At 43.5% G+C, this 26,155-nt stretch carries 27 protein-coding genes; 11 read left to right on the top strand and 16 right to left on the bottom strand.

Features of this window, described 5'->3' with window-relative positions:
* Window positions 1–49 precede the first annotated feature (49 nt).
* The 4 genes from WHS38_03300 to WHS38_03285 are packed head-to-tail and all read left to right on the top strand — an operon-like array spanning window position 50 to window position 3,488.
* On the top strand, window positions 50–508 hold the full coding sequence (locus WHS38_03300; GenBank protein ID MEJ5299994.1) for a hypothetical protein: 459 nt from the start codon (window positions 50–52) through the stop codon (window positions 506–508).
* Window positions 495–968, top strand: coding sequence for a hypothetical protein (locus WHS38_03295; protein ID MEJ5299993.1), 474 nt, complete (start codon window positions 495–497; stop codon window positions 966–968). Before WHS38_03300 ends, WHS38_03295 begins: the two co-directional genes overlap by 14 nt.
* Window positions 925–2,454 (top strand): hypothetical protein, encoded by a 1,530-nt coding sequence (locus tag WHS38_03290; protein ID MEJ5299992.1) that lies wholly within the window; start codon window positions 925–927, stop codon window positions 2,452–2,454. Before WHS38_03295 ends, WHS38_03290 begins: the two co-directional genes overlap by 44 nt.
* Window positions 2,451–3,488 carry a tetratricopeptide repeat protein gene (locus WHS38_03285; protein MEJ5299991.1) on the top strand — a complete coding sequence of 346 codons (1,038 nt, stop codon included), beginning with the start codon at window positions 2,451–2,453 and terminating at the stop codon, window positions 3,486–3,488. Before WHS38_03290 ends, WHS38_03285 begins: the two co-directional genes overlap by 4 nt.
* Before the next feature lie 48 nt (window positions 3,489–3,536).
* Here the strand turns inward: WHS38_03285 and rimI are convergent, their stop codons facing one another.
* The 14 genes from rimI to WHS38_03215 form a co-directional block, all read right to left on the bottom strand.
* Complete coding sequence (rimI, locus tag WHS38_03280; GenBank protein ID MEJ5299990.1) at window positions 3,537–4,043, bottom strand: ribosomal protein S18-alanine N-acetyltransferase; 507 nt, start codon at window positions 4,041–4,043, stop codon at window positions 3,537–3,539.
* Entirely contained in the window at window positions 3,994–4,416 is a 423-nt protein-coding gene (locus tag WHS38_03275) for a PTS sugar transporter subunit IIA (GenBank protein MEJ5299989.1), read from the bottom strand. Before WHS38_03275 ends, rimI begins: the two co-directional genes overlap by 50 nt.
* Window positions 4,409–5,296: an RNase adapter RapZ gene (gene rapZ / locus WHS38_03270; protein ID MEJ5299988.1), complete on the bottom strand. Its 888-nt coding sequence runs from the start codon at window positions 5,294–5,296 to the stop codon at window positions 4,409–4,411. The genes WHS38_03275 and rapZ overlap by 8 nt, the downstream gene beginning before the upstream one ends.
* 12 nt (window positions 5,297–5,308) lie before the next feature.
* Window positions 5,309–5,791: a PTS sugar transporter subunit IIA gene (locus WHS38_03265; GenBank protein ID MEJ5299987.1), complete on the bottom strand. Its 483-nt coding sequence runs from the start codon at window positions 5,789–5,791 to the stop codon at window positions 5,309–5,311.
* A gap of 43 nt (window positions 5,792–5,834) precedes the next feature.
* The gene (raiA, locus tag WHS38_03260) at window positions 5,835–6,359 is read right to left on the bottom strand and encodes a ribosome-associated translation inhibitor RaiA (protein MEJ5299986.1); all 525 of its coding nucleotides are present in this window, start codon (window positions 6,357–6,359) and stop codon (window positions 5,835–5,837) included.
* A 60-nt stretch (window positions 6,360–6,419) separates the two neighbouring features.
* On the bottom strand, window positions 6,420–7,877 hold the full coding sequence (rpoN, locus tag WHS38_03255; protein ID MEJ5299985.1) for an RNA polymerase factor sigma-54: 1,458 nt from the start codon (window positions 7,875–7,877) through the stop codon (window positions 6,420–6,422).
* A 169-nt stretch (window positions 7,878–8,046) separates the two neighbouring features.
* Entirely contained in the window at window positions 8,047–8,790 is a 744-nt protein-coding gene (gene lptB / locus WHS38_03250; GenBank protein MEJ5299984.1) for an LPS export ABC transporter ATP-binding protein, read from the bottom strand.
* Between the two features lie 11 nt (window positions 8,791–8,801).
* On the bottom strand, window positions 8,802–9,341 hold the full coding sequence (lptA, locus tag WHS38_03245) for a lipopolysaccharide transport periplasmic protein LptA (protein ID MEJ5299983.1): 540 nt from the start codon (window positions 9,339–9,341) through the stop codon (window positions 8,802–8,804).
* Window positions 9,342–9,399: 58 nt separating this feature from the next.
* A complete protein-coding gene (lptC, locus tag WHS38_03240) occupies window positions 9,400–9,990 on the bottom strand; it encodes an LPS export ABC transporter periplasmic protein LptC (GenBank protein MEJ5299982.1) in 591 nt (196 codons plus the stop codon).
* Between the two features lie 74 nt (window positions 9,991–10,064).
* Entirely contained in the window at window positions 10,065–10,637 is a 573-nt protein-coding gene (locus WHS38_03235) for an HAD-IIIA family hydrolase (GenBank protein ID MEJ5299981.1), read from the bottom strand.
* Window positions 10,638–10,642: 5 nt separating this feature from the next.
* The gene (kdsA, locus tag WHS38_03230; protein MEJ5299980.1) at window positions 10,643–11,509 is read right to left on the bottom strand and encodes a 3-deoxy-8-phosphooctulonate synthase; all 867 of its coding nucleotides are present in this window, start codon (window positions 11,507–11,509) and stop codon (window positions 10,643–10,645) included.
* The gene (locus WHS38_03225) at window positions 11,506–13,149 is read right to left on the bottom strand and encodes a CTP synthase (GenBank protein ID MEJ5299979.1); all 1,644 of its coding nucleotides are present in this window, start codon (window positions 13,147–13,149) and stop codon (window positions 11,506–11,508) included. Before WHS38_03225 ends, kdsA begins: the two co-directional genes overlap by 4 nt.
* 82 nt (window positions 13,150–13,231) lie before the next feature.
* A complete protein-coding gene (locus WHS38_03220) occupies window positions 13,232–14,281 on the bottom strand; it encodes a hypothetical protein (GenBank protein MEJ5299978.1) in 1,050 nt (349 codons plus the stop codon).
* Between the two features lie 4 nt (window positions 14,282–14,285).
* Window positions 14,286–15,386: a patatin-like phospholipase family protein gene (locus WHS38_03215; protein ID MEJ5299977.1), complete on the bottom strand. Its 1,101-nt coding sequence runs from the start codon at window positions 15,384–15,386 to the stop codon at window positions 14,286–14,288.
* A gap of 827 nt (window positions 15,387–16,213) precedes the next feature.
* Here WHS38_03215 and WHS38_03210 point away from each other — a divergent pair.
* The 7 genes from WHS38_03210 to cobJ are packed head-to-tail and all read left to right on the top strand — an operon-like array spanning window position 16,214 to window position 23,271.
* The gene (locus tag WHS38_03210; GenBank protein MEJ5299976.1) at window positions 16,214–17,134 is read left to right on the top strand and encodes a transporter substrate-binding domain-containing protein; all 921 of its coding nucleotides are present in this window, start codon (window positions 16,214–16,216) and stop codon (window positions 17,132–17,134) included.
* Entirely contained in the window at window positions 17,112–18,806 is a 1,695-nt protein-coding gene (locus WHS38_03205) for an ATP-binding protein (GenBank protein MEJ5299975.1), read from the top strand. Before WHS38_03210 ends, WHS38_03205 begins: the two co-directional genes overlap by 23 nt.
* 28 nt (window positions 18,807–18,834) lie before the next feature.
* Window positions 18,835–19,476: a response regulator gene (locus WHS38_03200; GenBank protein ID MEJ5299974.1), complete on the top strand. Its 642-nt coding sequence runs from the start codon at window positions 18,835–18,837 to the stop codon at window positions 19,474–19,476.
* Window positions 19,439–20,623: a two-component system response regulator gene (locus WHS38_03195; GenBank protein ID MEJ5299973.1), complete on the top strand. Its 1,185-nt coding sequence runs from the start codon at window positions 19,439–19,441 to the stop codon at window positions 20,621–20,623. Before WHS38_03200 ends, WHS38_03195 begins: the two co-directional genes overlap by 38 nt.
* Window positions 20,624–20,673: 50 nt before the next feature.
* The gene (gene cobM / locus WHS38_03190) at window positions 20,674–21,441 is read left to right on the top strand and encodes a precorrin-4 C(11)-methyltransferase (protein ID MEJ5299972.1); all 768 of its coding nucleotides are present in this window, start codon (window positions 20,674–20,676) and stop codon (window positions 21,439–21,441) included.
* Entirely contained in the window at window positions 21,416–22,519 is a 1,104-nt protein-coding gene (locus WHS38_03185) for a cobalamin biosynthesis protein (protein ID MEJ5299971.1), read from the top strand. The genes cobM and WHS38_03185 overlap by 26 nt, the downstream gene beginning before the upstream one ends.
* Window positions 22,520–22,539: 20 nt before the next feature.
* The gene (gene cobJ, locus WHS38_03180; protein MEJ5299970.1) at window positions 22,540–23,271 is read left to right on the top strand and encodes a precorrin-3B C(17)-methyltransferase; all 732 of its coding nucleotides are present in this window, start codon (window positions 22,540–22,542) and stop codon (window positions 23,269–23,271) included.
* Between the two features lie 65 nt (window positions 23,272–23,336).
* On the opposite strand, the gene shc is transcribed toward cobJ, so the two are convergent.
* Together shc and WHS38_03170 are read right to left on the bottom strand one after the other, a co-directional pair.
* Window positions 23,337–25,349 (bottom strand): squalene--hopene cyclase, encoded by a 2,013-nt coding sequence (gene shc / locus WHS38_03175; protein ID MEJ5299969.1) that lies wholly within the window; start codon window positions 25,347–25,349, stop codon window positions 23,337–23,339.
* 27 nt (window positions 25,350–25,376) lie between these two features.
* On the bottom strand, window positions 25,377–26,048 hold the full coding sequence (locus WHS38_03170; GenBank protein MEJ5299968.1) for a TetR/AcrR family transcriptional regulator: 672 nt from the start codon (window positions 26,046–26,048) through the stop codon (window positions 25,377–25,379).
* Between the last annotated feature and the right edge of the window lie 107 nt (window positions 26,049–26,155).

Genomic DNA, 26,155 nt, shown 5'->3' with positions numbered 1-26,155 from the left:
TGGTAATTATTTAAGCGGTGGTGAACTCTAAGGGGCTCAAAAAACCAAAATGAAAGTTGAACAGGCAGTATGGAACATCCATCGTAAAATTTTGATACTTTATATATGTGTTCTCTGCCTGTTAATTTTAGCTTCAGGATTTGCTATAAAAGAAGCTGTAGCTTATCGGTATGCTCTAGCCCTTGAAAAATCTATTCAGGCTGATGAAAAAAAATTGAACGCTCTTGAAAGATTTGTGGAAGAAATCAATCGCTACGAAATTCCTTTAAGCCGTCTTGGTCCACCAAGAGAAGCCACTGTGGAAGAAGAAATTCTGCTTGAACCTTTTGACAGCTTTTTAAGCAAGCTTTCGGCTATTTACGAAAATCAGGGTTTCTTTTTCTTAGAATCGATGGAAATAACAACCTGTCTTGAAATAAAAGATATGAAGTTAACTCGCAAAGAAAAGTGTGTCCCTACAGCCCGCATAAAAGGCAAGGTGGTGACCTTTACTCATGGAACGTTTTAGATCGATTCTTCCATGGATTGTTATTTGGTTACCCGCTGCAGCGGTTGTTGTAGTGTTTGGAATTGTGGGTGCGATAAGGTTATTATACGCAAAGCCTCCCACCTTTCCATCACTTGTGGGATCAATTCCCCAGACATCTCTGGCAGTCGTTGAAGAAAAAGAAACGCAACCTCGCCAATACGTTTACGACACAGCAAAAAAAACTCCCTTTATTGTTGATGTGACAGTAGAAGCCGCGAAAATACCCGAATCTGCCCAACATCCCAAAGAAAGAATACGTCTTACAGGGGTCTTTGTAGTAAACGGCAATAAAATGTGCCTTATTAACGGCACGAGCTACAGAGAAGGAAACAATATATACCAAAGAGGCACTGTGGCACACATTGGTTTAGACAACGTTATAATAAGGGTCAACAATGAAGAAAAAACCCTTCTGGTGGGTCAGGAAGCCGAAATATAGTTTTTTTCTTATGGCTATGATCTTGCTCTGGGGATGCACATCCACTGGAGATAAAAAGCCTGTCTATACTCAACCCAGTTATCAAGGTCCTGTGGGAGGAACAGTATCACAAAAAACAGAGCAGCCCTTTTCACCAGTTTTCAAAAGCCTTTCTCCGATTGATTCCAAAATTGTTTCCGTCTCGGTCGTCCAGGAGGACTACCATAATGTTCTTTTTTATCTTGCTAGAGAATCAGGACTCAATCTCGTTATAGATCGAGAAGCTGAAGCATCTATACCGCCGGAAAACAGGCTTATTACGGCTGAACTACAGAACTTTACTCTAAGGAAGGCTATCGACGCTATCACGGAAATGCTCAACGTTGGATACACCATAAAGGATGGAGTCTTGCGAATTCAGGCGACTCGGGAAGAAGTATTCAATCTAGGTTTTATCCTTACTCTGCGCTCATCAAGGTTCAACCTGGGAGGAGATGTGTTAGGAGGCGGCACTAGGAGCACTGGAGGCACGGCAACAGCCGAAATCGCCAATCCCCTTTCCGGGCTCTTTGAACTCAGCGGTGAAACCACCAAAGAGGGAAACGATATTTATTCTTTTATAGAAAAAAGCTTAAAAGATGGACTTTTGTCAAAGGACGGAACTTTTATTCTCGATCGCTTCACAGGAACTCTTATGGTAAGAGACCATCCCCGCAATATCCATAATGTCAAAACATTCATAGATCATCTAAGAACTCGCTACTCAAAACAGGTGATCATCGAGGCACGAATTGTCGAGGTAGCCTTAAATAAGGCTCATGAATTTGGAGTTCAATGGCAAACAATCTTGAATGAAGAAATAGGTCAAAAACCAACCGTATCCAGCGTAACTAACCTGTTTTGGGGATCCGGAGACGAAGCAAAAGCGCTGGTTGCTCACGTTACTGCTGCTCCATATTTTGAGGCCATCTTAAGAATGATAGAACGATACGGCACGGTAAACATCATATCAAATCCCAAAATCAGAGCAATGCACGGACAACCAGCTCTTATCAGTGCTGGAACATCCATTGCCTATGTAAAATCTATCAAGCGGGAAACCACCGTAACCAGTGGCACGGAGACCAGAGAAACCACTGTTGAAACATCCGCCGTTTTCGATGGCCTGGTCTTCGGGGTTATCCCATACGTGGATCAAGACGGTAGTATCCTTCTTCATCTGGTCCCAATAAAAAGCGATGTAGTGGCTCTGACTGAACGAACAATCGAAAATAACACTATTACTTTGCCTACAGTTAACCTGCGGGAAACCAGCACAGTTGTTAAAGTAAGACCGGAAGATATGGTGATTATTGGCGGCATTATTCTCGATAAACGCAAAGAAGATCATTCCAGGGTCCCGATTCTTGGCCGCATTCCCGGAATCGGGGCATTATTTGGACAAAAAACCAAGTCTCAAGAAAAGGTGGAACTGATTATTCTGCTCAGGTCTAGGGCAATGGTATGAGCCGGCTTTATGAGATAATCCGCCAGATGGAGGAACGCTCTTCTTCGCCCATTTCTCACCAGGAAATGGTTGTTATCTCGCCCCCAGAAGAAGACTCTCAGGTTAGAAAATGGTGGCGATCTTATCGAATTGCCGTTCTGGTTGGAGTTGTTACTATTTTTGCCGTTGCAGGGATCACTGTTGGACCTCGCTTGATTCCGGATGTTGCAACCAAAAGTAAAAGTGGCTTACATGAACATTCCCATGTTGCATCTACAAATTCTTCCGCTCCATTCCCCAGTATGGGGTCTTCTTCAAAAGAATCTTCCCAGGAACTTTCCTCGGAACCGGAAAAATCAGAAAAAAAGGATACACAAACTTCGGATATTAACTATGCTCAATCCAACGAACCATCTATCAGCAAAGAAAATGAATCTCTCAAACAAGAAGATCCATTATCAAGCAAGGATAAAATTGTCTCACCTGAACCAGAAAAAACAAGCGATTCTAAGAAAACAAAGGCTCGGTCAACAAAAACACAGGTGGAAACCAACAAAAAGACTGGAACACCTCGCCGTATTGATTCTCCTAACCCCAGTACACACACCGCCAGTAGGGACTCTATTCCCGTAACTCCAACAAAAACAAATTCAGAAAAACATACTACGCCACAACAACACCTCGCCAGTGTAGCAGCACCTCAGAGCGGCATGATTGTGCTGGCTGAAGAAGCCAGACAGCGTGGAGATATTGACGAAGCCATGCAGCTTTACAAACAGTATCTGAGCTTATACCAGGATCCCTATGTTATGAACAATTTAAGCGGAATACTGATTACAAAGGGGCAAATCAAAGAAGCCGAACAAATTCTCCAGGAAGCCTTTAAGCTTGCTCCAGCCGACCCGGACATTGCAGCAAATCTAATTGGAGTCGAAATAATGCTTGGAAGATCAAATCAAGCCTGTGAAATTTTCTCTAGATTCAAAAAAGACTCAACGCTGGCACCGCCGCCATCTATTAAGGCTCTTGAGCCTTATCTCGCCAATTGTCAGTAGTAGAAGAAAGGTTCTTATATTTTTTAGATCGAGGGAAAAATCAAAAAATCACTCTTTGCACCATTCCATCAGAAGGGCTTTTTCACGGCCTGAAGGGGTTAAGTAATAGCTCCGTCTTTCACCCACGACTTTGAAGCCATGACTTAGATAAAGCTTTAGGGCCGGTTCATTAGACGCTCGAACTTCTAAATGAATGCATCTAATCCCCTTTTCCAGAACAGCCTTCTGAATAACCCAGGAAAACATCATACTTCCTATACCACAACCCTGATGTTCAGGATGGACAGCAATGTTAAGAATTTCCATAAGGTCATGGATAATTCTAGAACAGACATACCCGATAATGTTTTTATTCATGCAGGCAACCCAGGAATAGCTTGCAGGATTATTGGCTTCTTCCGCGAACATCTCCGCAGTCCATGGTTCATACTGGACTTTCTGCTCAATTTCCAGGATCTCTTCGATGTGATTATAATCGAGGCGGTAAAAATCGAGTTCTGTAGTCTTACTCTGGTTCGAGCAGTTCATTAGCTCTTGCGATGTGTCTTTTTCCATACTCCTGCACCAGAGCTGCAAGCTCGCGCAAACTGTGATTATTTCTAGCAGAGTATGCTTTTATAATCATAGGAAGATTGACTCCGCAGACTACATCCACCTGAGGACCCGAAAAAGCGAGAGCAACATTCGTTGGGGTTCCTCCAAAAATGTCCGTAAGCAAAAGAACTCCTTTTCCCTGGTCAGCCTCTTTAATTTTTCGTTCTACTAAAGAGAAAACTTCCTCGTGAGACATCGAAGGATGGATTGAAACTGCGTGAAATCCGTCCATTGAACCAACAATCATCTCAGCCGTTTTAAGTAACGCATCAGCAAGAGAACAGTGAGTAACTATTAAAACACCAACAGACGAGGACGCATCAAGCCTATTCATGCCCAATATCCCTGTGAAACACCTTAACCAGGTAATCCTTTTCGGCGAACCATTTTTTGAAATATTCAGCCACAGCTACCGATCTGTGTTTACCACCTGTGCATCCAAAGGCAATCGTTAAATAGCGCTTACCCTCTTTGACATAGAGAGGCACAAGGAAATCAAAGAATTTTTTAAGTATATCTAGAAAAACCGTGGTTTCCTCATGCTCCATAATCCATTGGCTCACTTCGGGAGCACAACCAGTAAGGGGCTTAAGAGACTCTACAAAGTATGGATTAGGAAGGAATCTAAGATCCAGGACAAGATCTGCTTCTGCTGGAACACCATATTTGTAACCAAAAGAAAGAATCTGAACGGCAAGTTTTCCCTGTTTTGGATCGAAGGAGTAAGTTCTGAAGATAATTTCCTTCAGCATGTGAACGGAAAAAGTGCTGGTATCAATAATTCTATGGGCTCTAGTTCTAAGTTGTGAAAGGAGCTTCCTTTCTTGCTCAATAGCCTGCACAAGAAAACGTTCACTCTCCGTCTTATTTGACAACTCCAATGGATGTACTCGCCTCGTCTGACTATATCTACGTTGAAGCACTTCCGTTGACGCTTCAAGAAATAGAATTTCTAACGCATATCCTTCTCGCTCTATTTCATCAAAAACTTTCTCGTATCCGGCAAGAAAACTCCTTTCTCGAATATCTATCCCCAGAGCGATCTTCTCAATATCAGCCATCTCTTCTTTGCAAAGCTTTAATAGAGCTGGAAGGAGGGGAATCGGAAGATTATCGATACAAAAATAGCCAATATCTTCAAAGGCTTCAATAACTGTGCTCTTGCCAGATCCTGAAAGTCCCGTAACCACTACGATGCGAAAATTCGTTATCATGGTCGAAGCACGTCACGAACCGTTGTCATACTGTTTGATTACATCGAGAATTTCCTTACGAGTTCTAGCGTGAAGAAGCTTCTCCTGCACTTCTTTATTTTTGAGGAGCCGTGCAATCTTAGCTAGAACTTTTAAATGCAAACCAGGACAGTTTTCCGGAGCAAGAAGAGCAAATATAAGATAGACAGGCTTGGAATCCATTGCGTCAAAATCTACACCTCGGCGGGATCTAGCAAAGAGAAGCACCGGAAGAGAGCGAGAACAATCGGCAAAACGGTCTTGGGGCAGTTTACCGTGGGGGATAGCAATTCCATCCCCCACTCCTGTGCTTCCTAGCCTTTCTCTTTCCATGAGCACTTGAAACACTTCTTCGGCATTGAAAGAAGGATAACACTTAGCCAGTGTATTACTTATCTGCTTCAAAAGTTCGGTCTTTCCCGAGGCTTCTACCTCAGTGATAATCCCTTCTTCGGACAACAAATCTCCAATTTTCATATGACTATTACCCACGTTCCTCGCGAGCCCATCCGTTATAGAGTTAGGTTTCTATAAGCCCGTAGTAACCGTCTCTACGTTTATAGAGGACATTAATACGTCCCGTATGTCTATTCACGAAAACCAGAACATCTTTTTTAGCCGAATTAAGTTGAAGCACTGCCTCTTCTACATCTATAGGTTTGGGATCATAAGATTCAGAGTAAATAACAGGCTCATCCTCATCTATGGCGCCTCCCGGCACCACTGTTAAATTATTCTTTCCAGCAGATCGAATATTTCCTGATCTTCTTCGTTTTTCAAGTTGTTTTTTGATTTGAGCTTCCACGGTATCAGCAAGAAGATCGATAGAATTGAAAATATCTTCTGTTTCTTCGGAAGCATTAATGTTTATCCCGTTTGAGTTTATGCTTACCTCAGCTATCTGTCGGAACTTTTCGGTTTTCAACACTATACTGACCTCTATGGGTTCAGTAAGGTAGCGCTTAACACGCCCTATCTTTTCTTCTGCATAAGCTCTAACCCGCTCTGATGGTTCCATGTGTCTGAAAGTTACGTTGATTTGCATGGCTTCCTCCGTTGTTGTGTTAGTGCATACCGAAATGTGTTCATATCATATAGCATAGCATTAGAATGTGGGTTTCTTCCTTTTATGAGAAGGCAAAATGTTCATCATTTCCCTGTACTTGGCAACAGTTCTTCTGGCTATCCTAATTCCCTCCTTTTCCAACATGTTTGCAATCTCTTGATCACTGTAAGGATTGTTAGGATCCTCGCTTTTTATAATAGTTCTAATCTTTTCCTTCACAGTCTCTGAAGCAACATCCTCCCCTCCTTCTGTTCTTCTAACAGAGCTGTTGAAGAAATACTTCATCTCAAAAAGCCCGTGGGGAGTCTGCATGTATTTGTTTGCGGTAACCCGGCTGACTGTGGATTCATGCATACCTACATCAGCCGCTACATCGCGAAGTACCATGGGTTTTAAGTAACCAAGGCCTTTTTCGAAAAATTCTCTTTGTAATCGAACAATGCTTTCGGCAACTTTGTAAATCGTTTTCTGCCTTTGATGAATACTTTTAACAAGCCACGTGGCAGAACGAAGTTTATTCTGGATGTAGTCTTTTGTTTCCTGGCTTAATTTTTCTGGATGTTTGAGGCATTGAAGATAATAAGGGCTAATTTTAAGCTTTGGAATTCCTTCATCGTTGAGAAGAACCACAAATTCATCATCAACCTTTACCACAAAAACATCTGGGCTTATGTATTGAGGTTCTTCATCAGAATAGGCTCGTCCAGGGCGAGGATCCAGATTTTGAATAGCTTCCACAGCTACTTTTAGTTCTTCGGGGCTACATTTAAGCCTGTTAATGAGAGCCTGATAATTTTTCGTCTCAAGATAGTGAAGATAGTTTTGAATAATCGTCTCTACTAATTCATTTCCGGGTATCAAATGGCGAGCTTGTATGAGAAGGCATTCCTTAAGATCTCTAGCAGCAACTCCTAAAGGATCAAAAAGCTGAACGGCTTTGAGCACTTTTTCTACTTCCTCGGTGGAAGCATTTGTAAGTTTTACAATTTCATCAATGGTAGCTTCAAGATAACCGTTCGGGTTAAGATTCCCTATGATCTCTTCACCAATCTCTTTTTCCCGCTCCGTGAGGTTCGACAGGTTCAACTGCCATAAGAGATGTTCCCGCAAGGATGCTGGTTTTGTAAGGCGTTGTTCAAAAGATGGAAATTCTTCGCTTTCTTCCCATTCTCTTAGTCCCACAGTAGCCGATGAAGAGCTATATTCATCAGCAAAAGTCTCCCAATCAAAGTCGTCTTTTACTCTTTCGGATATTTCAACCTCCCTTACTTCTTCAGACTCTGACGGAACTGAGACATCGCTTTCAACATCAGAAACTTCTTCAAATTCTTCAACCGAGTCCACCTCTTCAAGTACAGGGTTTATTTCCAACTCCTGTTGAATAGTCTGGATTAACTCAAGGCGAGAAAGTTGGAGAAGCTTGATCGCCTGCTGAAGTTGAGGCGTCATTACAAGCTGAGGAGCTAATTTGAGTTGTTGTTTGAGTTCAAAAGCCATAACTTTTACACTCCAACTTTATGCTATGTTTGTAAAAACTACTGGTTGTTTGTTTTAGAACTCGTCACCAGCTAACAACCAATAGCCAGTAGCCAAGGAGCTGATAGCTAATATAGTGAAAGTATCCGCCTGGCTGCTACCCGTTGGCTACTTTTTTCAAAACTCCCCTTTAAGTTCTTACATCCCCCAACCGAAAAGACTCCCCCAGGTAAACTCTTCTCGCCTGTTCATTTGCAATTATTTCATCAGGGGTTCCACGCCCCAAAACTCTGCCTTCGTAAATTATATAGGCCTCGTCACAAACACTAAGAGTAGCACTAACATTATGATCCGAAAGAAGCACTCCAATTTTCTTCTCTTTGAGAGACTTTATCGTTCCCTGCACATCTTTAACCGTTATGGGATCTATACCTGCAAAAGGCTCATCCATAAGTATAAAACGAGGATTGGTAGCGAGAGCTCTACAAATTTCCACTTTTCTACGTTCCCCACCCGAAAGCCTATCAGCTTTTACATTTGCCACATGTTCCAGACCAAATTCCGCAAGCAGATTTTCCGTCATCTCTTTACATTTTTTCCTGTCTCTATTGAGCATCTCAAGAACGGCCATGATATTCTCCGCCGCCGTTAACCCTCTAAACACTGATGACTCCTGAGGCAGATAGGTTATGCCCTTAAGGGCCCTTTCATATATAGGATAACCGATAAGATTCTCGCCGTCCAAAAAAACTGCTCCTTCATCGGGTTCTACTAATCCCACAATACAGTAAAAGGTTGTTGATTTCCCTGCTCCGTTCGGCCCAAGTAGACCCACCACCTGTCCTTGATACACGCTGAGGCTAACATCGTCAACCACTCGTCTTTTGCCGTATCTTTTGACAAGCCCAACTGCTCTAAGTCCTTCGTCTCCCATATACTAACCATCTACTTCGAAGTCTTGCCGGCTTGGGTCTGACTTGGAGTAAGAATCACCTGAACAGGTTTTTCCTGTCCCCCTTCCACTACACTTCGGCCTTCCTTCAAATAGATCGTGATCATTTGTCCAGAAATACGATCTTGTCCCTGAGCCACCACAGGATTTCCAACTAGAAGCACTTTCTGCGGGCCAACGTAATAGATCGCCTTGTCAGATGAAGCCACTTTGGTGCCCTGCACTATTCTAACGCTGCCCTCAAGTTCTATCCTGTCCAACTGTTCTCCAAGAGGTTTATCCATAACAACTTGTTCTCCCTGTTTGCCGTAAATATAAAGGCGATCTGCTGTTATCGTTACATCATCACGTCTTACCACCACATGACCTTCAAAAACAACAACTCTCTTTTTCTCATCAAATACCATACGATCGCTATTAAGCTGGATGGGAGAATCATTCTGAAAAGCTTTCTCTCGCTGAGCCAAAGCAAAAGAACCCCATGTTAGACTCACCAAAAACATCACTAACAGAACAGCTTTCTTCTTTGCCATTTGCACCTCAATTTACTATTAAAGGCTCTAACATTGCGACCCTATCATGATCGTCTTTTTACCTTCTTCTTTTTTCGCCAAATACAGATTGCAATTCGACCTTAACTCCACCATCACCATAACCTTTACCTTCTTCCAGATTATATCTCCACTTTCCCACCTGTCCATTGAGCCAACTGGATGAAATCACAAGGGAGGAGTTGGACGAAAGCTCTTTTTCTCTGTTACTGTAAATGGCCCTTTCTGTTTTAAGAACGGCGCCATCCGGAAGTGTTACTAAAACATTACCCGAAAGTTCAATATCCTTAACCCCAGCCCAAAATATTCCTTTGTCGGCAGAGAGCTTAATAACCTGACCGTTTTTCAAGTAAAACTCTGCCTGAACATCTGCCAGGATGCTCTTCTTTTGGTCCAAGAAAACATTAACTTCCTTTGCCAGTATCTTCCAGCATTGCCTTCCATCTTCCCCGATTTCCGTATATTTCATTCCTTCAAGTCTTATTCCACGGTCGCTTCGTTCCGAAGATGTTTGGGAATCTTTGGAAGGTTCGGCTACCCTTTGAGGAACTTCTTCTTTTTGATGCCACGCAAAATAAACAACCATTATTAAAATCAAAACACCTAGAATCCCAGCCTTCTTGGCTTTCATAGGTTTCCTCTTATCGGGGCGGGTTAGAACCCATCCCTTACCCGAAAAAATGTCGCCACTAACATATAGTTTCTCTATTCTTCAAAATATCGTTTTGTTACCTCTTTCCAAAAACCTTTTACCTGAAGGACTATTTCGCAAACCTCCCGGCAGGCTCCTCTTCCCCCGGGTTTTTTTGTTACATAGTGAGCGTAAGGAAAAACGTGAACGCTTGCATTGGGAACCGCTACCGACCATCCAACACGCCTCATAACCGGAATATCTATTAAATCGTCGCCCACGTAGCCAATTTCTTGAGCCTGGAATCCCAGCCTGTTGGTTATGTCCTCGTAAGCTTCTAATTTCCGCTTGATGTTTTGATACACATACTGAACACCTATTTCCTCGGCCCGCATCTCTGTAACCTTTGAATAGCGCCCTGAAAGAAAGGCCACTTCAATGCCTGCTCTAATAAGAAGTTTCAATCCATGTCCATCCTGGACATCGAAAATTTTCATTTCTGATCCATTGTCGAGGTAAATAATGGATCCGTCCGTAAGAACTCCATCCACATCAAAAACCATAAGGCGAATCTTCTTGACTCGCTCAATGTTATCACGCCCAAGGCGTTCTATAAGAATATGTTCGTAAGTTCCAAGAGTATCCATGTTTCTCATCCATTTTGTAAAGACAGATCAGATAAATGCCTTTTCTTTGGCATTTGCCTCCCACGAATAACTTCAAATATAGCCACAAGTTCCTTTAAGCATTGCGAAACATCTTCAAGACGGAGAGAGTTGGGTCCATCGCACAGAGCCTTTTCAGGAGCTGGATGAACTTCCATAAAAATTCCATCAGCCCCCACCGCTACAGCAGCCCGAGCCAATAGAGGAGCATATTGCCTATCTCCCCCGGAACAGACTCCCAATCCCCCAGGCTGTTGAACACTGTGGGTAGCGTCAAACACTACAGGAACTCCAAAGTTTTTCATTATTGCAATTGATCTCATGTCCACTACAAGATTGTTATAACCAAAAGTGGTTCCTCTTTCTGTGACAATTATTCGGTCGTTGCCGATAACTCTAGCTTTCTCTATCACTTTGTCCATATCCCAGGGAGCCATAAACTGACCTTTTTTAATGTTAACAATTCGATCTGTTTGTGCAGCAGCTACTAGGATATCGGTTTGGCGGCAAAGGAAAGCTGGGATTTGAATCACATCGCAAACTTCTCCAGCCATGTGAGCTTCTCTAGGGGAATGAACATCTGTTAACACAGGCACTCCAAGTTCTTGTTTGAGCCTGAACAGCCATTGTAGGCCTTTTTCAAGTCCAGGACCGCGGAAAGATTTAATAGAAGTTCGATTTGCCTTATCGTAGGAACTCTTAAAAATGTATAGCACCCCAAGTTGCTGGCAAAGATCACGAACATTTTCCCCTACTTCCAGCATCAACTCATAACTTTCCATTACGCACGGGCCAGCTATAAGGAAAAGACTGTTGCCTTGTTTAATTTGATCCCAAAGCGATTGATTCTTCATTTTCTTGACTCTGCTAATTCAAGAGACCTACCTACGAAAGAAAAAAACAAGGGATGAGATTCCATAGGGCGAGATTTAAATTCAGGGTGAAATTGGCAGCCCAAAAACCAGGGATGATCTTTCAATTCCACAATTTCCACAAGGTTTCGATCCGGTGAAAGTCCTGTAAATCTCATTCCATGCTTTTCGAGAATTTCTCGATACTCGTTGTTGAACTCAAACCTGTGCCTGTGTCTTTCCCACAGTTCCTTTACGCCGTAGGCTTCAAAGGCAAGGCTTCCTTCTTCAAGCACACATGGATAGGCGCCAAGCCGCATAGTGCCCCCGAGATTTGACATCTCATCACGGCGAATTCGCTGCTGACTCTTATAATCAAACCACTCTCTCATTAAATAGATAACCGGATTAGGGGTGTGGCTGTTAAATTCCTGGCTATGAGCGTCGTGAAGACCAGCCACATTTCTGGCAAACTCAACAACGGCAAGTTGCATACCAAGACAAATCCCGAAAAAGGGGATCTTGTTTTCTCTAGCATATTTTATGGCTTTGATTTTTCCTTCTATACCACGATTTCCAAAGCCGCCTGGCACCAGAATACCGTGAACGCCTTCCAGAAGAGCTTCCCCTCCTTCTTTTTCTACCTCCTCCGAGTCTATATAAACCAACTCCACTTTGGCATCCTGTGCCCATCCGGCATGATAGAGGGCTTCGTTAAGGCTCTTATAAGATTCCTTAAGATGCACGTATTTTCCTACTATGCCTATACGAACATCTCTGGAGGCGTTACGAATCCTTGCAAGAAGCTTCTCCCAATCATCCAGAACGGGGGATCTTGTCCAGATGTTTAGAAGCTGGACAATGCGTTCATCAAGTCCTTCTTTGTGGAGTAAAAGAGGAACCTCATAGATACAATCTACGTCAATGGCTGTTATAACTGATTCGGGTTCGACATTACAAAAATGGGCAATCTTAGCTTTGAGGTCTGATGAAAGATGGCGTTCGGTTCGGCACAGAAGAATATCAGGCTGAATACCGATGCTGCGAAGTTCCTTTACACTGTGTTGAGTGGGCTTGGTTTTCAGTTCTCCCGAACTTTTAAGGTAAGGAACAAGAGTTACATGAATATAAATGACATTTTCACGTCCCACATCGTTTCTGAACTGTCGGATGGCTTCCAAAAAGGGCAGGCTCTCTATGTCTCCCACTGTCCCGCCGATTTCAACAATCACTATATCCTCATCATTTACAACTCCTCGGATTGCATTCTTAATTTCGTCAGTAATGTGAGGAATAACCTGAACAGTGCTTCCTAGATAGTCTCCTCGGCGTTCCTTGTTGATGACAGAAAAGTAGATACTTCCTGAAGTGTAGTTGTTCTTTTTTGACATTACAGCATGAGTAAACCGCTCGTAATGCCCTAGGTCGAGATCAGTTTCGGCACCATCATCCGTTACATAAACTTCACCATGCTGGTATGGGTTCATAGTTCCAGGATCAACGTTGATGTAGGGGTCTAGCTTCTGAAGAGTCACTCGTAATCCCCGGCTTTCCATTAGAGCGCCAATAGACGCCGCAGCCAGCCCCTTCCCAAGAGATGAAAGCACTCCTCCCGTGATGAAAATGTATTTTGGGTGCCTCAATTTATATCCTCCATGTCGCATTTTCTCACAGTATCGTAACAAACAAAGATTTTTCGTTACACCAGACCATAAATAAAATATTCTAGCCAACCATTTCACGAAAACTTTTCGCTAATTCTTCAGGCGTAGTCGAAATAATCTCGTTTTCCATAAGCTTTTGAAGATAATAGTCGTCGGTGCGATAATGTGGGACAAAGTTCTGTCTGCAAACAAGTCTTATAAATGCACCGTAATAGGGAGAATCATCTCCAAGCGGGCTACCAAAGAGCGAAAAGTTAAAAGTAGAAAAACCCAACGAGTAGTAAAACTTAAGGCTCAGGGACACACCGCGAGAAAGAGCCGCCACATCATCCTCTTCCCATTTAAGAATATTGCCTTTTTCTGGAAAGATGCCAAGTATTTCGTTTGTTCCAATTGGAGAAAAAGCCATAATCCAGTGACTCTCGCCAAGCTTCATCACATACCGCTCATTCTTTTCACTCTCCACTTCCACCAAGTCCTTCCAGTAGGATCGACCATTCTGGTCGTAATAGCGACGAGAAGCCTGGAGAACTCTTTCCTGATGTGTTGAAGGGACAGGGGATATTAAAATCTGAACATGAGGATGAAAAACGCTGGATCCGGCAGGAGGCAGGTAATTAGCGTTGATGGTGGCATAAACCATTTGTGGATCCTTGCGAAAAACTGTCCTGACAAATTCTAAAGACACACTAAAAGCGTCCGACAGAAGATCTTCTGGAAAATTGTCAAGGCTTCGGTAATGATCTACCCCAAGCATAATAACGGCATGATAGGACGATGTAGGGAAAAGGTTCGGGAAAAGCACCACTTCGCCTTTTCGAAGCCTTCCACCGGATATAAGATCTTCTGGATATTTTGGAGTCATTTTCTCCCATTTGCCGTCACAAAGAAAACAGGAAGGTCTTGTCGCATCAGCAATGGACTGAACATAAGAGGGATCTGGCGCAGGAAAGAGAATATCTTTCTTGCCCTGAATAGCAGGACTGAAAACGCTCACATGCCCAAGAAGGGGATCTTTTCTGAATTCAAGCATTTGTTCATCAAGTTCCCAGTTTTTGAGAGGATTCCTAAAAGGCGCAACACTTCGAAAAGTCCAAAATTCCAGTGCCATTCCTTTACCCTCCTTGCTGGAAATTCATCGGCTCTACATACTCCCGAATTTTCCCGCTTTCCACAGCTTCAAAGAATTCTTCAGCCATTTGCCTTCCTGCATCCACTCCCTTCATCCAGTAAGACAGCCGATCAGCGTCTCTGCCCTTAAAAGCATAGAAATCATTTCGATCGGGTATCTTACCACCAGGAAGACTTTCAACCAAAGCTTTTGTAGGGCAAACAAGAAGGACTCGAGACATATTAGCACGACTCGGCATCCTGGGACGATACTTATCAAACCATCCTGGAATAATCCGATCAGTGTAATGAGGGTAAAGAACAAAAGAGTTGTCATTAAGGCTGTAGGGCAAATCGAGATGGTAGTCTATAAGCCCGCCATCACGATACACACCTGGAGGTGCACCGGGAATGTCCCGAATTGACTTCATAACCAGGGGTATGGATCCTGAAGCAAGTAGAGCTTGCCGGATGTTGTTTTCGGAAAACGGAATGATTTCTGTCGAAAACAGATCATTTGAAAAATCCACTGGAAGCTGATCTCTAGGGTCGGCAAAAACCACTCTTTTAAGGAAATACCTCATGGCGCTACGCTTTATTAAATTAGCAAGTCCAATTATTGCCACAGCGAAAGTCAGAGTAAAAGTATCGTCGGAAAAACCTACTTTTTCATGCCTTACAGCAATAACAGAAAGCCTGCACAAAGGGTTCTTAAAGGGTTCCTGCCGCCTATCCTGCGGCAAAAATCTGTCGAGTATTCTCAATGTCTCAAGAGTTATTTCCTTAACCGATGGGTTTAGAGAATATCGCTGGCTTATATAGGCATCGAAAAATTCGTCAATTGTCCGAACTGGATCTCTGGAACTTAAAGCTGTCAGCCGCCAGGCACCTATAGAGGACCCGATAAGATGTAGAGGCGTTCCATCCATTCCAATTTTACGGTGAACGATGAGCGAAGCCAGATGTCTATCAAAATGGTAAAGAACAAGCCACTTAGGTCCTCCAGCCGCACCTGCAACAATTCGGATGTTACTAAGTTTGATCCCTTCATCTCTAATAACAGGTAAAATAGAATCCCCCGCTAGAACCCTCACATACCGTCCCATGAAAACCTCCACACGAGTAGAAAAATAAAATGCCAGCTATTCCATATCTCAGCAGGGGCTTTTATCACATATCATCCCCACGGGCAACCATAGGGGTAAGATGTTAAAAATAGGCTGTTCGGAAATTATCCTTTATTTGGAATCTTTTTAAGCCCTTGCGTTTTGATTACGCTGGAACAAGATCGTTGATTAAAATAGCGCATCATGAGTAGGGGCATGGCATGCCATGCCCCTACGATACTCTGATGACAAACATGGAATACTCAAGTCAGAGCCTGTTCAGTGCGGATGATGTGTTCATAATAATTGCATTGCCAGACGGGCGCGCCGGGCGTCCTTCGACATTGGTTGATAGGGAATCGTGCGCGAAGAATGGTTCCGTTAAGCGGACGTCTTGGGCGCGAATCAAATTGTGCCACGGAGAATTCGTTGTCATGCCCAACCGCATTCACGGCATTTTGTGGATTGTGGACAGCGCGATGGGAACCGGTCGTTGGGATAGGGGCGGTCAGCTTGACCGAAGGCGGCGGTAGGATATTGGGAGGGTCGCCGTCCTCGGCGACCGATACACAGGGAATTAACCCTGTTCTCGGCGACCGATGCATTCGAAATTTTACAGTTCCCTGTGGCCATTAGTAATATGGCAGTTGCGCTTCCCTTCGCTCGCTGTGATCAACTCATGGGAGGACTTTCAACCCCAGGAGTACGCTCATGCCGGGCGCTCCTACCAATGTTTTTTTACAACACATTCCACGAACGACCTTGACAGGATAAAAAGAATTTGAATATTGTGGCAGCAGTAAAATTGCAAGCCTGGGGGGTAGGTAATGGGCAGAGCTTACCGATGTATAAAGATAGTCTTTATATCCTTTGCCGTGGTTATGGCGAGTGGGGTTTCACATTTTGCGTGGAGCGAAAACGGAAAATCCATCACACCGTTAAGGCACCTTGCCATTCCTTACGCCAATTTTAATACGGGATACGGCACAGGATTCGATATGGAAATCGTGAAGTTGTTTGCTCAAAAAATAGGCAGACCTTACGAATATGTAGAAACATCGTGGCAAAACGTAATTTCGGATCTTATCGGAAAAGAGATCTCCGTAACCGGCAACGAAGTCACGTTAGGAAATAACGTCCCCATTAAGGGCGATATTATTTGCACTGGGTTTACAGTTCTTCCATGGCGAGAAAAAATAGTGTCTTTCTCAAACCCAACTTTCCCAACTCAAGTTTGGGTTGTGACGTCCAGCAAATCGCCCCTTGTTCCCATCAGCCCCTTTGGTAATGTGGAAAAAGACATAAAAGCCACAAAAGAAATATTGAAAAACCGAACTGTTATGGGAATCAAGGGCTTATGTGTAGATCCTGTGCTTTACGGTATAGATAAAATAGCTACCGTAAAATACTTTGATGGAATTCTTAACGATTTGGCTGGGGTCGTTATAAAAGGCGATTCAGAAGTTATAATTCTGGATGCACCTGATACTTTTGTTGCTCTTCAGAAATGGCCTGGACAAATTAAAATATTAGGTCCAGTATCAGAAAAGCAAACTATGGCTTGTGCTTTCCGAAAAGAGGATAGGGAAATGCTAGAGTCTTTCAACCAATTTCTTAAAGAAATTCAGGAAAGCGGGTTTTATATGAAGCTTATTGAAAAATACTATCCAGCTGCACCTATCTATTTCCCTGAATTTTTCCAGAAGTTACAAGGACAAGCAAAGAATGAGGCGAAAAATAATAACTAGTATCCATATTCTATTCGTTATTTGCGCCTTTTTACTGTGCTACATTGGATATATTCTATTCGTGAACTTCAAAACCGAGTTGCAGCGAGAAAGGTTGCTTTCAGAACTCTTCACCGCTGAAGCAACGCATATAAAGAACCAGACTGATTTCCTGCTAACTGTATATGACAAAATTATGAAAGATCTTAGCTCGGATATACGTGTCGCTGCTTACTTTATTAGTAAACGTATGGGAATGAGCGAGGCCTACGGATTATGGATTTCCAAAATGGAAGCTGTAAAGTCTCTTGAGGAACGTTACTGCCAAAATATCCCGGGTTCTATATGCCTTGATACCATGATCCTTATTGATAATGACCAAAAGATTCTCGCTTATGTTGGTTCTTCAGAAGTTTTAGAAAGTATCCCCGAGGAAGCGTTTTCAAAAAAAGAAAATCTCCCTGTGCCATCTTATGGAATGATTTGCTCTGTAAGAAACGTAATGGTTGAAAATCAAAAAGAAGGTTACGTTATTGGTTGTGTAAAAGATGGGACAATACTAGGTGAATTTAAGCGCTACGCTGGCATTAGAAGCAAATTTGTCGAATTAGCAAGTTTTGAATGGGCAAATAGAACTGAAAAGCTGGTTTTCTACTGGGAAAATGGATCTGGATGGAAGCTGATGTGGAAAGATGGGGAGATAGACTCTCTCAAGCCGCATAGAGAAAGTAAAGCGTTAAACTTTGATCTCCATGGTGGAATTGGACAACTCTGGGTCTATTCTAGACCTTTACCTGCAGGCGTCCAGCATATGATGGCCTACATTCTCGGGATTGGTGCACTTCTATGCCTGACCATCATAATCCACAGCTTAAGACAATTTATCGGTCAACTCTCAGATCTGAACCTTAAACTCAAACAGAAAGCCAAAGAAGCGGAAGAAGCCAGTCAAGCAAAGAGCCGTTATGTCTCCTACATTTCCCATGAAATAAGAACTCCTTTAAATTACATCCTGGGATACGCTCAGATGCTGGTCGAAGACCCATCCATTCCTGAGGGCAAACGACACTTTCTTCAATCCATTGTTCAGGGCGGGGAGCTAGTTATAAAAATCATAAATGACGTTCTGGATATTGCTAAGGTAGAAGCAGGAACTTTGGATTTAAAACCCGAACCTTTCAGTGTGAAGGATTGCTTCCAAGAAATTGCACAGACGGCAAAGCTCGGAGCCATTCAAAAAGGCATTCGCCTTCAGTTCATGTACAACTGGGAAGGCGACTTCAAAGAAGATGTCTGGGTTATTGGGGACAAACTAAAATGCCAGCAGATTATGATGAACTTCTTAAGTAACGCTATTAAAGTCACCCCCGAAGGGGGCACAGTTAAGGTAGAGACAAGAGTGGAAGAAACAGACGACAAGAAAATCAAAATATCTGTTGATATTCATGATTCTGGACCTGGTTTATCTCCCGAAGAGCAGGAAAACCTTTTCATCCCCTTTTACCAGACCAAAACGGGAGCAAAACTCGGAGGAACCGGACTGGGGTTGTATTTTGCCCACAAACTTGTTGAGCTTTTAGGCGGCAAAGTATCGGTAGAAAGTGAAATTGGTAAGGGAACTTTAATTCGCTTTAAGCATGCCATTGGAAAGAGCCACTCCGCTCGACCACCTGGAAGAAACAGCGATAAATGATCAACATTTTTCATCAGAAGCCATCCCAATGCCACCATTTAGAGTTATCATCTGCGACGACGATCCCGGAACTAGAGAACTATTTAGAAATTGGTGCCGAAGTGTTAACCTTAGGGTGGAAGATGCCGAGGATGGAAAAACCCTTTTTGGAAAACTTCTCGTATTTAAGCCCCACATCATCATTCTCGATATAGAGTTGCCTGATATAAATGGAATCACATGCATAGAAAAAATCCGAAAAGATAACGAATATAAATCAGTTAAGATCATAGTCATCACAGGCAAGGCTTATGCAGGCTATGAAGAAAAGGCTCTCAAGGCTGGAGCTGATGCTTTTATGTTAAAGCCCGTCAATCCAAAAGAGCTTTTCAAGACTATATCGGAATTTTACAAACCAGAAGCGGCCGATGGATCCATATTGGACGATAAAGAAATACCAGAAGATCTCGTTGAGGAACTTAAACGTCTCATACTGAGAGCGGACATCCAGGGATTTACCCGAAAACTAAAGGCATCTTCCACTCTAATACGTCAAGAACTAATCAGTTCACTTCTCAACCTGGCTAGAGACTATCGTTATAACGAAATTATTGAAACCCTGGATAAAAGTCTAACCAAAGGGAAAGAATCCAATGGGGATGTTAGCAAACAATCTATTCCAAGGCAGTAATGAAGGGACTCAACATCAACCCTTCAAAGGTAACATCCTTGTAGTGGACGACACAAAGGAAAACCTTGATATGCTAACTTCCCTTCTGTCTCTCCAGGGCTATCTTGCCAGACCTGTTCCTAACGGAGAAATGGCTCTCAAAGCATGCGAAATAGATCCACCGGAACTTATTCTTCTAGACATCAACATGCCTGGTATGAACGGATACGAAGTAGCAAGGCGCTTAAAAGAAAATCCAGCCCTAAAAAACATCCCGATCATTTTTGTCAGCGGCTTACACGAAGAAAGAAACATCCTTCAGGGGTTCAAATTCGGAAGTGTGGATTACATCGCCAAACCCTTTCGAATAAATGAACTTCTTGCCAGAGTAGAAACTCACCTGAAGCTATACAGAACACAGCAAGAGCTTGAACTATATTCGAATCATCTGGAAAAGCTGGTTCATCAGCAGGTGTCAAAACTAACGGAGGCTTACAAAGCAACGATATTCGCCATGGCAAAGCTTGCAGAATACAGGGACGACAACACAGGACACCACATTGAGCGAGTGCGCCTTTATGTTAAAACGCTTGCTCAACAACTGGCTGAAAAAAGCCCGTATAAGGATGTCATAACTGATACGTTCATCGAAAGAATTTTTGAAGCGAGCCCGCTTCACGACATCGGAAAGATTGCAATTCCTGATGCAATACTGTTAAAACCAGGGCGGCTTACTCCAGAAGAAATGGACATAATGAAGCTTCACACCGTGATTGGAGCATCGGTGCTAAAAGATGTTTATTCAAAACATACTTCTAATGAGTTTGTAGCTATGAGCATAGAAATCGCCATGAGTCACCACGAGCGATGGGATGGTAAGGGATATCCTGAAGGACTTAAAGGTGAGCAAATTCCTTTGCCAGCTCGCATTGTTGCTCTAGCTGACGTTTACGATGCTCTAAGGTCAAAACGCCCCTACAAGGATCCCATGTCTCACGAAAAGGCATTGGAAATCATTCAATCGGAAAAAGGTGGACATTTTGACCCACACGTGGTTGATGCTTTTCTGGAAAAACACACGGTCATAGAAGAGATATCCGAAACTTTAAAGAATGGCTACAACCATGTTGTATTGGGCAATTTGGCAGATGCATTTAAGAGGGCATGACCGAAGAACTTAAGTTCTCTGATTTTTCTTGTCTCATAAGGGAGATCCACATGACATTTCCGGTTTATTTTGTTGGGTCTGGACCCGGAGATCCAGAACTTATTACGGTCAAGGGCAAAAGATTAATAGAAGAAGCGGATCGTATAATCTATGCTGGATCGCTTGTGTCAGAAAAGCTTCTTTCTTTTGCAAAACCCCAAGCGCTTCTTATTGACAGTGCTTCCCTTACACTTGAAGATACTCACGCATTGATAGTCGAAGGATACCGTAATGGAGAACTTGTGGTTCGTCTTCATTCAGGTGATCCATCTCTCTACGGAGCCATTCACGAACAGATGGCGTTGCTTGAGCGAGAAGGTATTCCATACGAGGTTGTCCCGGGAGTATCAGTAGTTTTCGCCGCAGCGGCAAAACTGAAGCGAGAGTTAACCGTGCCAGGGGGCTCCCAGACTCTAATTCTAACAAGACTCGGCGGGAAAACCCCTGTGCCGGAGAGAGAATCTCTTAAATCTCTTGCATCTCACAGAGCAACGCTTGCTATATATTTGAGCGTGCAATCCATTGAACGAGTCGTTGATAACCTTTCTGAAAGCTATCCTTCCGACACGCCCGTAATTGTTGCTTATCGAGTTGGATGGCCCGATGAAGCCTTCATATGCGGCACTCTAGAAAACATCGTTCAAAAAGTAAAAGATGAGGGAATTACTCGCCAGGCATTGATACTTGTGGGAGAAGTCTTCGGCAAGCTGGACGAAACCAAACGCTCTCTTCTATACGACGGTAGCTTTTCTCATGGCTTCAGACAGGCAAGACAGTGAACAAATCGCTATCGTGGCAATAACCAAAGAAGCCATAGAGCTGGCTTTACGGCTTGCTGATATTCTGAAAAACGCTACCGTCTATATCTTTCAAAAAAACTACAATGCCCTAAAAGGCTATTCGGCGGCGGTCAGGCCATTTGACAATATTTCTTCAGTATTTCCCGAGATCTGGAATCGCCACAATGTGATCATTTGCATAATGGCAACCGGTATTGTAGTCCGCACTGTTGCATCTCTTATAAGAAATAAAAAATCCGATCCTGCCGTATTAGTTATAGACGAACAAGGCAGGTTTGTTATAAGCCTTCTTTCTGGCCATTATGGCGGTGCTAATGCCTGGGCACAGCGAATGGCGGAACTTCTGGGAGCAACTCCTGTTATCACAACATCATCTGACGTAAAAGGTAAGATAGCTCTCGATTTACTGGCACGAGACAATGGGCTTGTTATCGTAGAACATCCTGACGATCCGTCGATAAGTCTTGCCGCTACCATGAGACGTCTTTTAGACGATGAGCCTATGTGGATATTTGACCCCGAAAGTCGTATTGTTTCTCAGCTTACAAAGGACTATCCATCGTTAACCAGCGTGCCGGAATCTTCCTTGCTGCGGAAGGTTAATACTTACGGAATATGGGTCTCAGAAAGACTTCCTCCAGAAGATCTCAGATGCCTTCGGTTTCATCCCAAAAATCTTATTGTTGGAATAGGCTGTAACCGAGGCACATCGGCAGACGAAATAGTCTCGCTAATAAAGAAGGTTTTACAGCAAGAAGGGCTTTTCATCGGGTCTATTCAGGCTCTCGTCTCAGTTGAAATTAAACAGGATGAGGCAGGACTCAAAGAAGCTTCCGAAAGGCTGGGTGTCCCGCTCTTTTTTGTTTCCATAAAAAGCCTTGATACCGTATCTGTCTTAAACCCATCAGAAATCGTGAAAAAACACATAGGAGTAAAAGGAGTATGCGAAGCCGCACCGATAGCTCTAAACCCCTCAGCTCAGCTGATAGTGCCGAAGACCAAATCGGCAAACGCAACGGCTGCAATAGCACGGGTTCCCTTTCAATTGTCAGCTTAGGACCCGGAGCCCCAGAATACATGATCCCTGAAGCTATGGATGCGTTGAAATCTGCCGATATTATTGTCGGTTACAAAACTTATATTTCACTTATTCGGCATCTATTTCCATCTAAGACTTTTATCAGCAAGGGCATGCGTCAGGAAGTGGAAAGATGTCGTATCGCCATCGAAAAAGCCTTGGAAGGAAAGGATGTTGCTCTGGTGTCCAGTGGCGATGCAGGAATTTACGGTATGGCTGGCCTTGTGCTGGAACTGTGCAAGGAAAGTGGAATTTTGGCAGCGCGAGAGTCCATAAACAAGGAAAATTGCAAATCCATCGAGGTTAGGATTATTCCTGGAGTGTCTGCCCTTAACGCAGCGTCATCCATATTGGGAGCCCCAATAATGCACGATTTTGCTTCCATTAGCTTAAGTGATCACCTTACTCCGTGGGAACTGATTGAAAAAAGGATTAACCTGGCTTCTGAAGGGGATTTCATCATCGTGCTGTATAATCCCAGAAGTGCCACCAGGCCTCACTTGCTGGAAAAAGCTATATCCGTCATTAAAACCCACAGATCGCCTGAAACGCCGGTTGGAATTATATGGCGAGCAATGAGAGAAGGTCAAAAATCTCTAGTTTGTTCTCTTGATACAATACCAATAGAAGACGTTGACATGCATTCTGTTATCATCGTTGGTAATAGCCAGACCTATGTATGGAACGGCTGGATGATTACTCCGCGAGGATATAAAATTCAGAGCGAATAAAGCCAAGTAGAAGGTATTGGTTCAAGTTAAAAACGTAAAACGCAATATTTACGACCGATTTGATATTAGGCGGAAAGATAATTTCTGGCTCTTGCCAGAGCCATAAGCGGGAAGTAGTGCCGATACATGTTGTAATTGATCATGAAGCCCCGACTCAGTTCAACCCCCTGCTCAAGCGTTTTGCCATTCTCATCAAGAGTTGTTCTGGCTCCATGTCCATACCCAGGGAAACCGGTAGCCGTGTAATATGGCTCATCCCACGTGCCATCCCTTTGGGTATCTACAAGAAAGCCAATCCCCCTACGAACGGCTTCTTCGTAACGGCGATCTTTAGTAGCAATTAGACCAAGGATTGCCCAGGCAGTCTGGGACGGCGTGCTGGGCCCAACACCTCTTAAAGTGGGATCCATGTAAGATGCTGGAGTTTCTCCCCATCCTCCATCTTCATTTTGATGTTCTACTATCCAGTGGGCTGCTCTACGAATGTAAAGAGAATTCATATCTTCTCCCAGAACGCTCAAAGCCTGAAGGACTGCCGATGTGCCATATATGTGATTAACTCCCCATCTCCCAAACCAGCTTCCGTCTTTTTCCTGTTCGGATTTGATGTAGCTAAGGGCTTTTTTTATTGCCGTATCCTGAGCCGTTCTTCCTAAAGTGGCAAAGGCTTCCACAACATGAGCCGTAACATCTACACTTGGAGGATCAAGCACTTCACCAAAATCGCAGAAAGGAATACGTGTGATTAACCAATTCGTGTTGTCTTTATCAAAAGCCGCCCATCCACCATTTGAAGACTGGAGGGCTCTAACCCATTGTTCTGCTTTGACAAGAGCGGTGCGGACACGTTGAGCGTGGGAACTACTAAGGCTTGGAAGCATTCTGGCAAGAGCTATCAGCGCAACCGCCGTATCATCGACGTCGGGATACCACCGATTAGCCATTTCAAAAGCCCATCCACCAGGTTCTGATTTGGCTTTGTAATACCAATCGCCTTTTTCGAGCACCTGGTTTTCAAGAACCCACTGAGTAGCAGATTTCAACATGGGAGCTACAGATGGGTAATCAATACCAACATCCAGTAAAGCGACCATTGCAAGCACAGTATCCCAAACAGGAGAATTACTTGCCTGAATATGCCAACCACCATCTTTCCAGTAGGACCAGTGAGGCTCATCCAGAGCTTTTAGTCCCTTTGCCATGATGGGATGATCTAAAGGAAAGCCTTCGATATTAAGAGCAATAAGCCCATACACCCAGGGAGGTTGAATACCGCCCCAGGCTCCATCAACTTCCTGATGGCGAATAATCCATTCAAGACAAAGCTTTATAGCCGTCTCTCTTCCTATTTTTATCGGAAAGGCGTTGTAACGAGAAAATGTTCTGTCAATCCAGTAAAAGAAACTATCCCATGAGAAAAGCCGATCCGGCTTCTTCAGGCTTGGCTTTATAACATCACGCCCATCCGGGAAAAGCTCATCAAGCCGCAAACCTGGTGGAAGATGCTTAACCGGACGTCTTGCACACAAAATCATTAAAGGCACGAGAGTAGCTCTAGCCCACGAAGCGAATTCATAAATGTTTATGGGGAACCAATGTGGGGCAAAAATAAATTCTGGCGGTATGGTAGGGGTTTTTTCCCAGGGCCATTCACCAATAAGAGCAAGCCAGTATTGAGTAAAAACTCTTACGGAGTTTACCCCTCCATGGGAAAGAATCCAATCACGAGCCCTACGAAGAGCTGGATGATCAGCCGAAAAGCCAGCCGAACGGAGAGCAGCATAGCATTCAACCGTGGCATTAATATCGCCTGCTGGAGCATTATAATAAACTTCCCAGGAACCATCAGGTCTTTGAGCATCAAGAATGGTTTTTATCAGACCTTCTTTCTTCACGGGATCATCAATACCCAGCAGATAGAAAGCGAGGAGCCATTCCGCTTCCATGCAGCTATTAGACTCGAGCCATCCCATCCAGTATCCTTCTGGCTTCTGAGCATCCTTAAGCCACTCCACCGCTTCCTGGATGGATCGCTCTAGCTTGTCCGGCTTTACATCCCTGCATGCAACTTCCGCCATAAGCCCCTACCCTTCTATAGCCATTGCCTATTTCCCTTCTTCCCCTTCCTCGTGCCAAGCCCCAACTTTGTAACTTATAAAAACTTTTAATACATTATCAAGGTATCGGCGGTCTAGATTTTCGATCGCCTTATCTAAATTTTTTTCTTTTTCGTCTCCAAAAAGCTTTACAAGGTTAGATCTATACTGCCACCAGAAAATGGTGACCGCTTCTATCATAAGAGTGAACATGTGAGGATCGATAGCGGGATTTATTACACCAGCTTCCTGAGCTTTCGCAACTTCTTGAGCAAGCAATTCTATGCTTTCTTTTTCTCCTGGCCATAAATCTGTATCGCCTTCCAGACAAGCCCATATGCTAAGCCGAATGATGTTTTCATTATCTTTTACAAACCAAAAAAAAGACTCAATGCCTTCTGAAAGAAACCGTTCGGGTTTGATATTTTGATCAGTTTCGGCAACCGACCTATGAGACCACCTTTCCCAGAATCGCTCAATCGCTAGCCTTTTAACCTCGTGATAAAGCATTTTCTTGCTACCAAAATGATGATGGATGAGCGCTTGAGAAACGCCGGAAGCCTCGGAGATGTCACGCATAGAAGTGCCTGCAAATCCGCGCTCGGAAAATAACTTTTCCGCCGCGTCAAGGATCGCCTTTCTAGTAAGATCCGAGTCTCTATCTCTTTTGTAATCACGCACTTCCTGCAACATCTCCCTTCAAAACCCCAACATATATTGATTGATCGATCAATAAATTTCATAAAATTTTGTCACCAAAAAGTCAACTTGTTTATAAATAAGGTTAA

Source organism: Thermodesulforhabdaceae bacterium (assembly GCA_037482015.1).
In the GTDB taxonomy this organism is placed as follows: domain Bacteria; phylum Desulfobacterota; class Syntrophobacteria; order Syntrophobacterales; family Thermodesulforhabdaceae; genus JAOACS01.
This window is presented reverse-complemented; position numbering and strand designations above follow the sequence as displayed.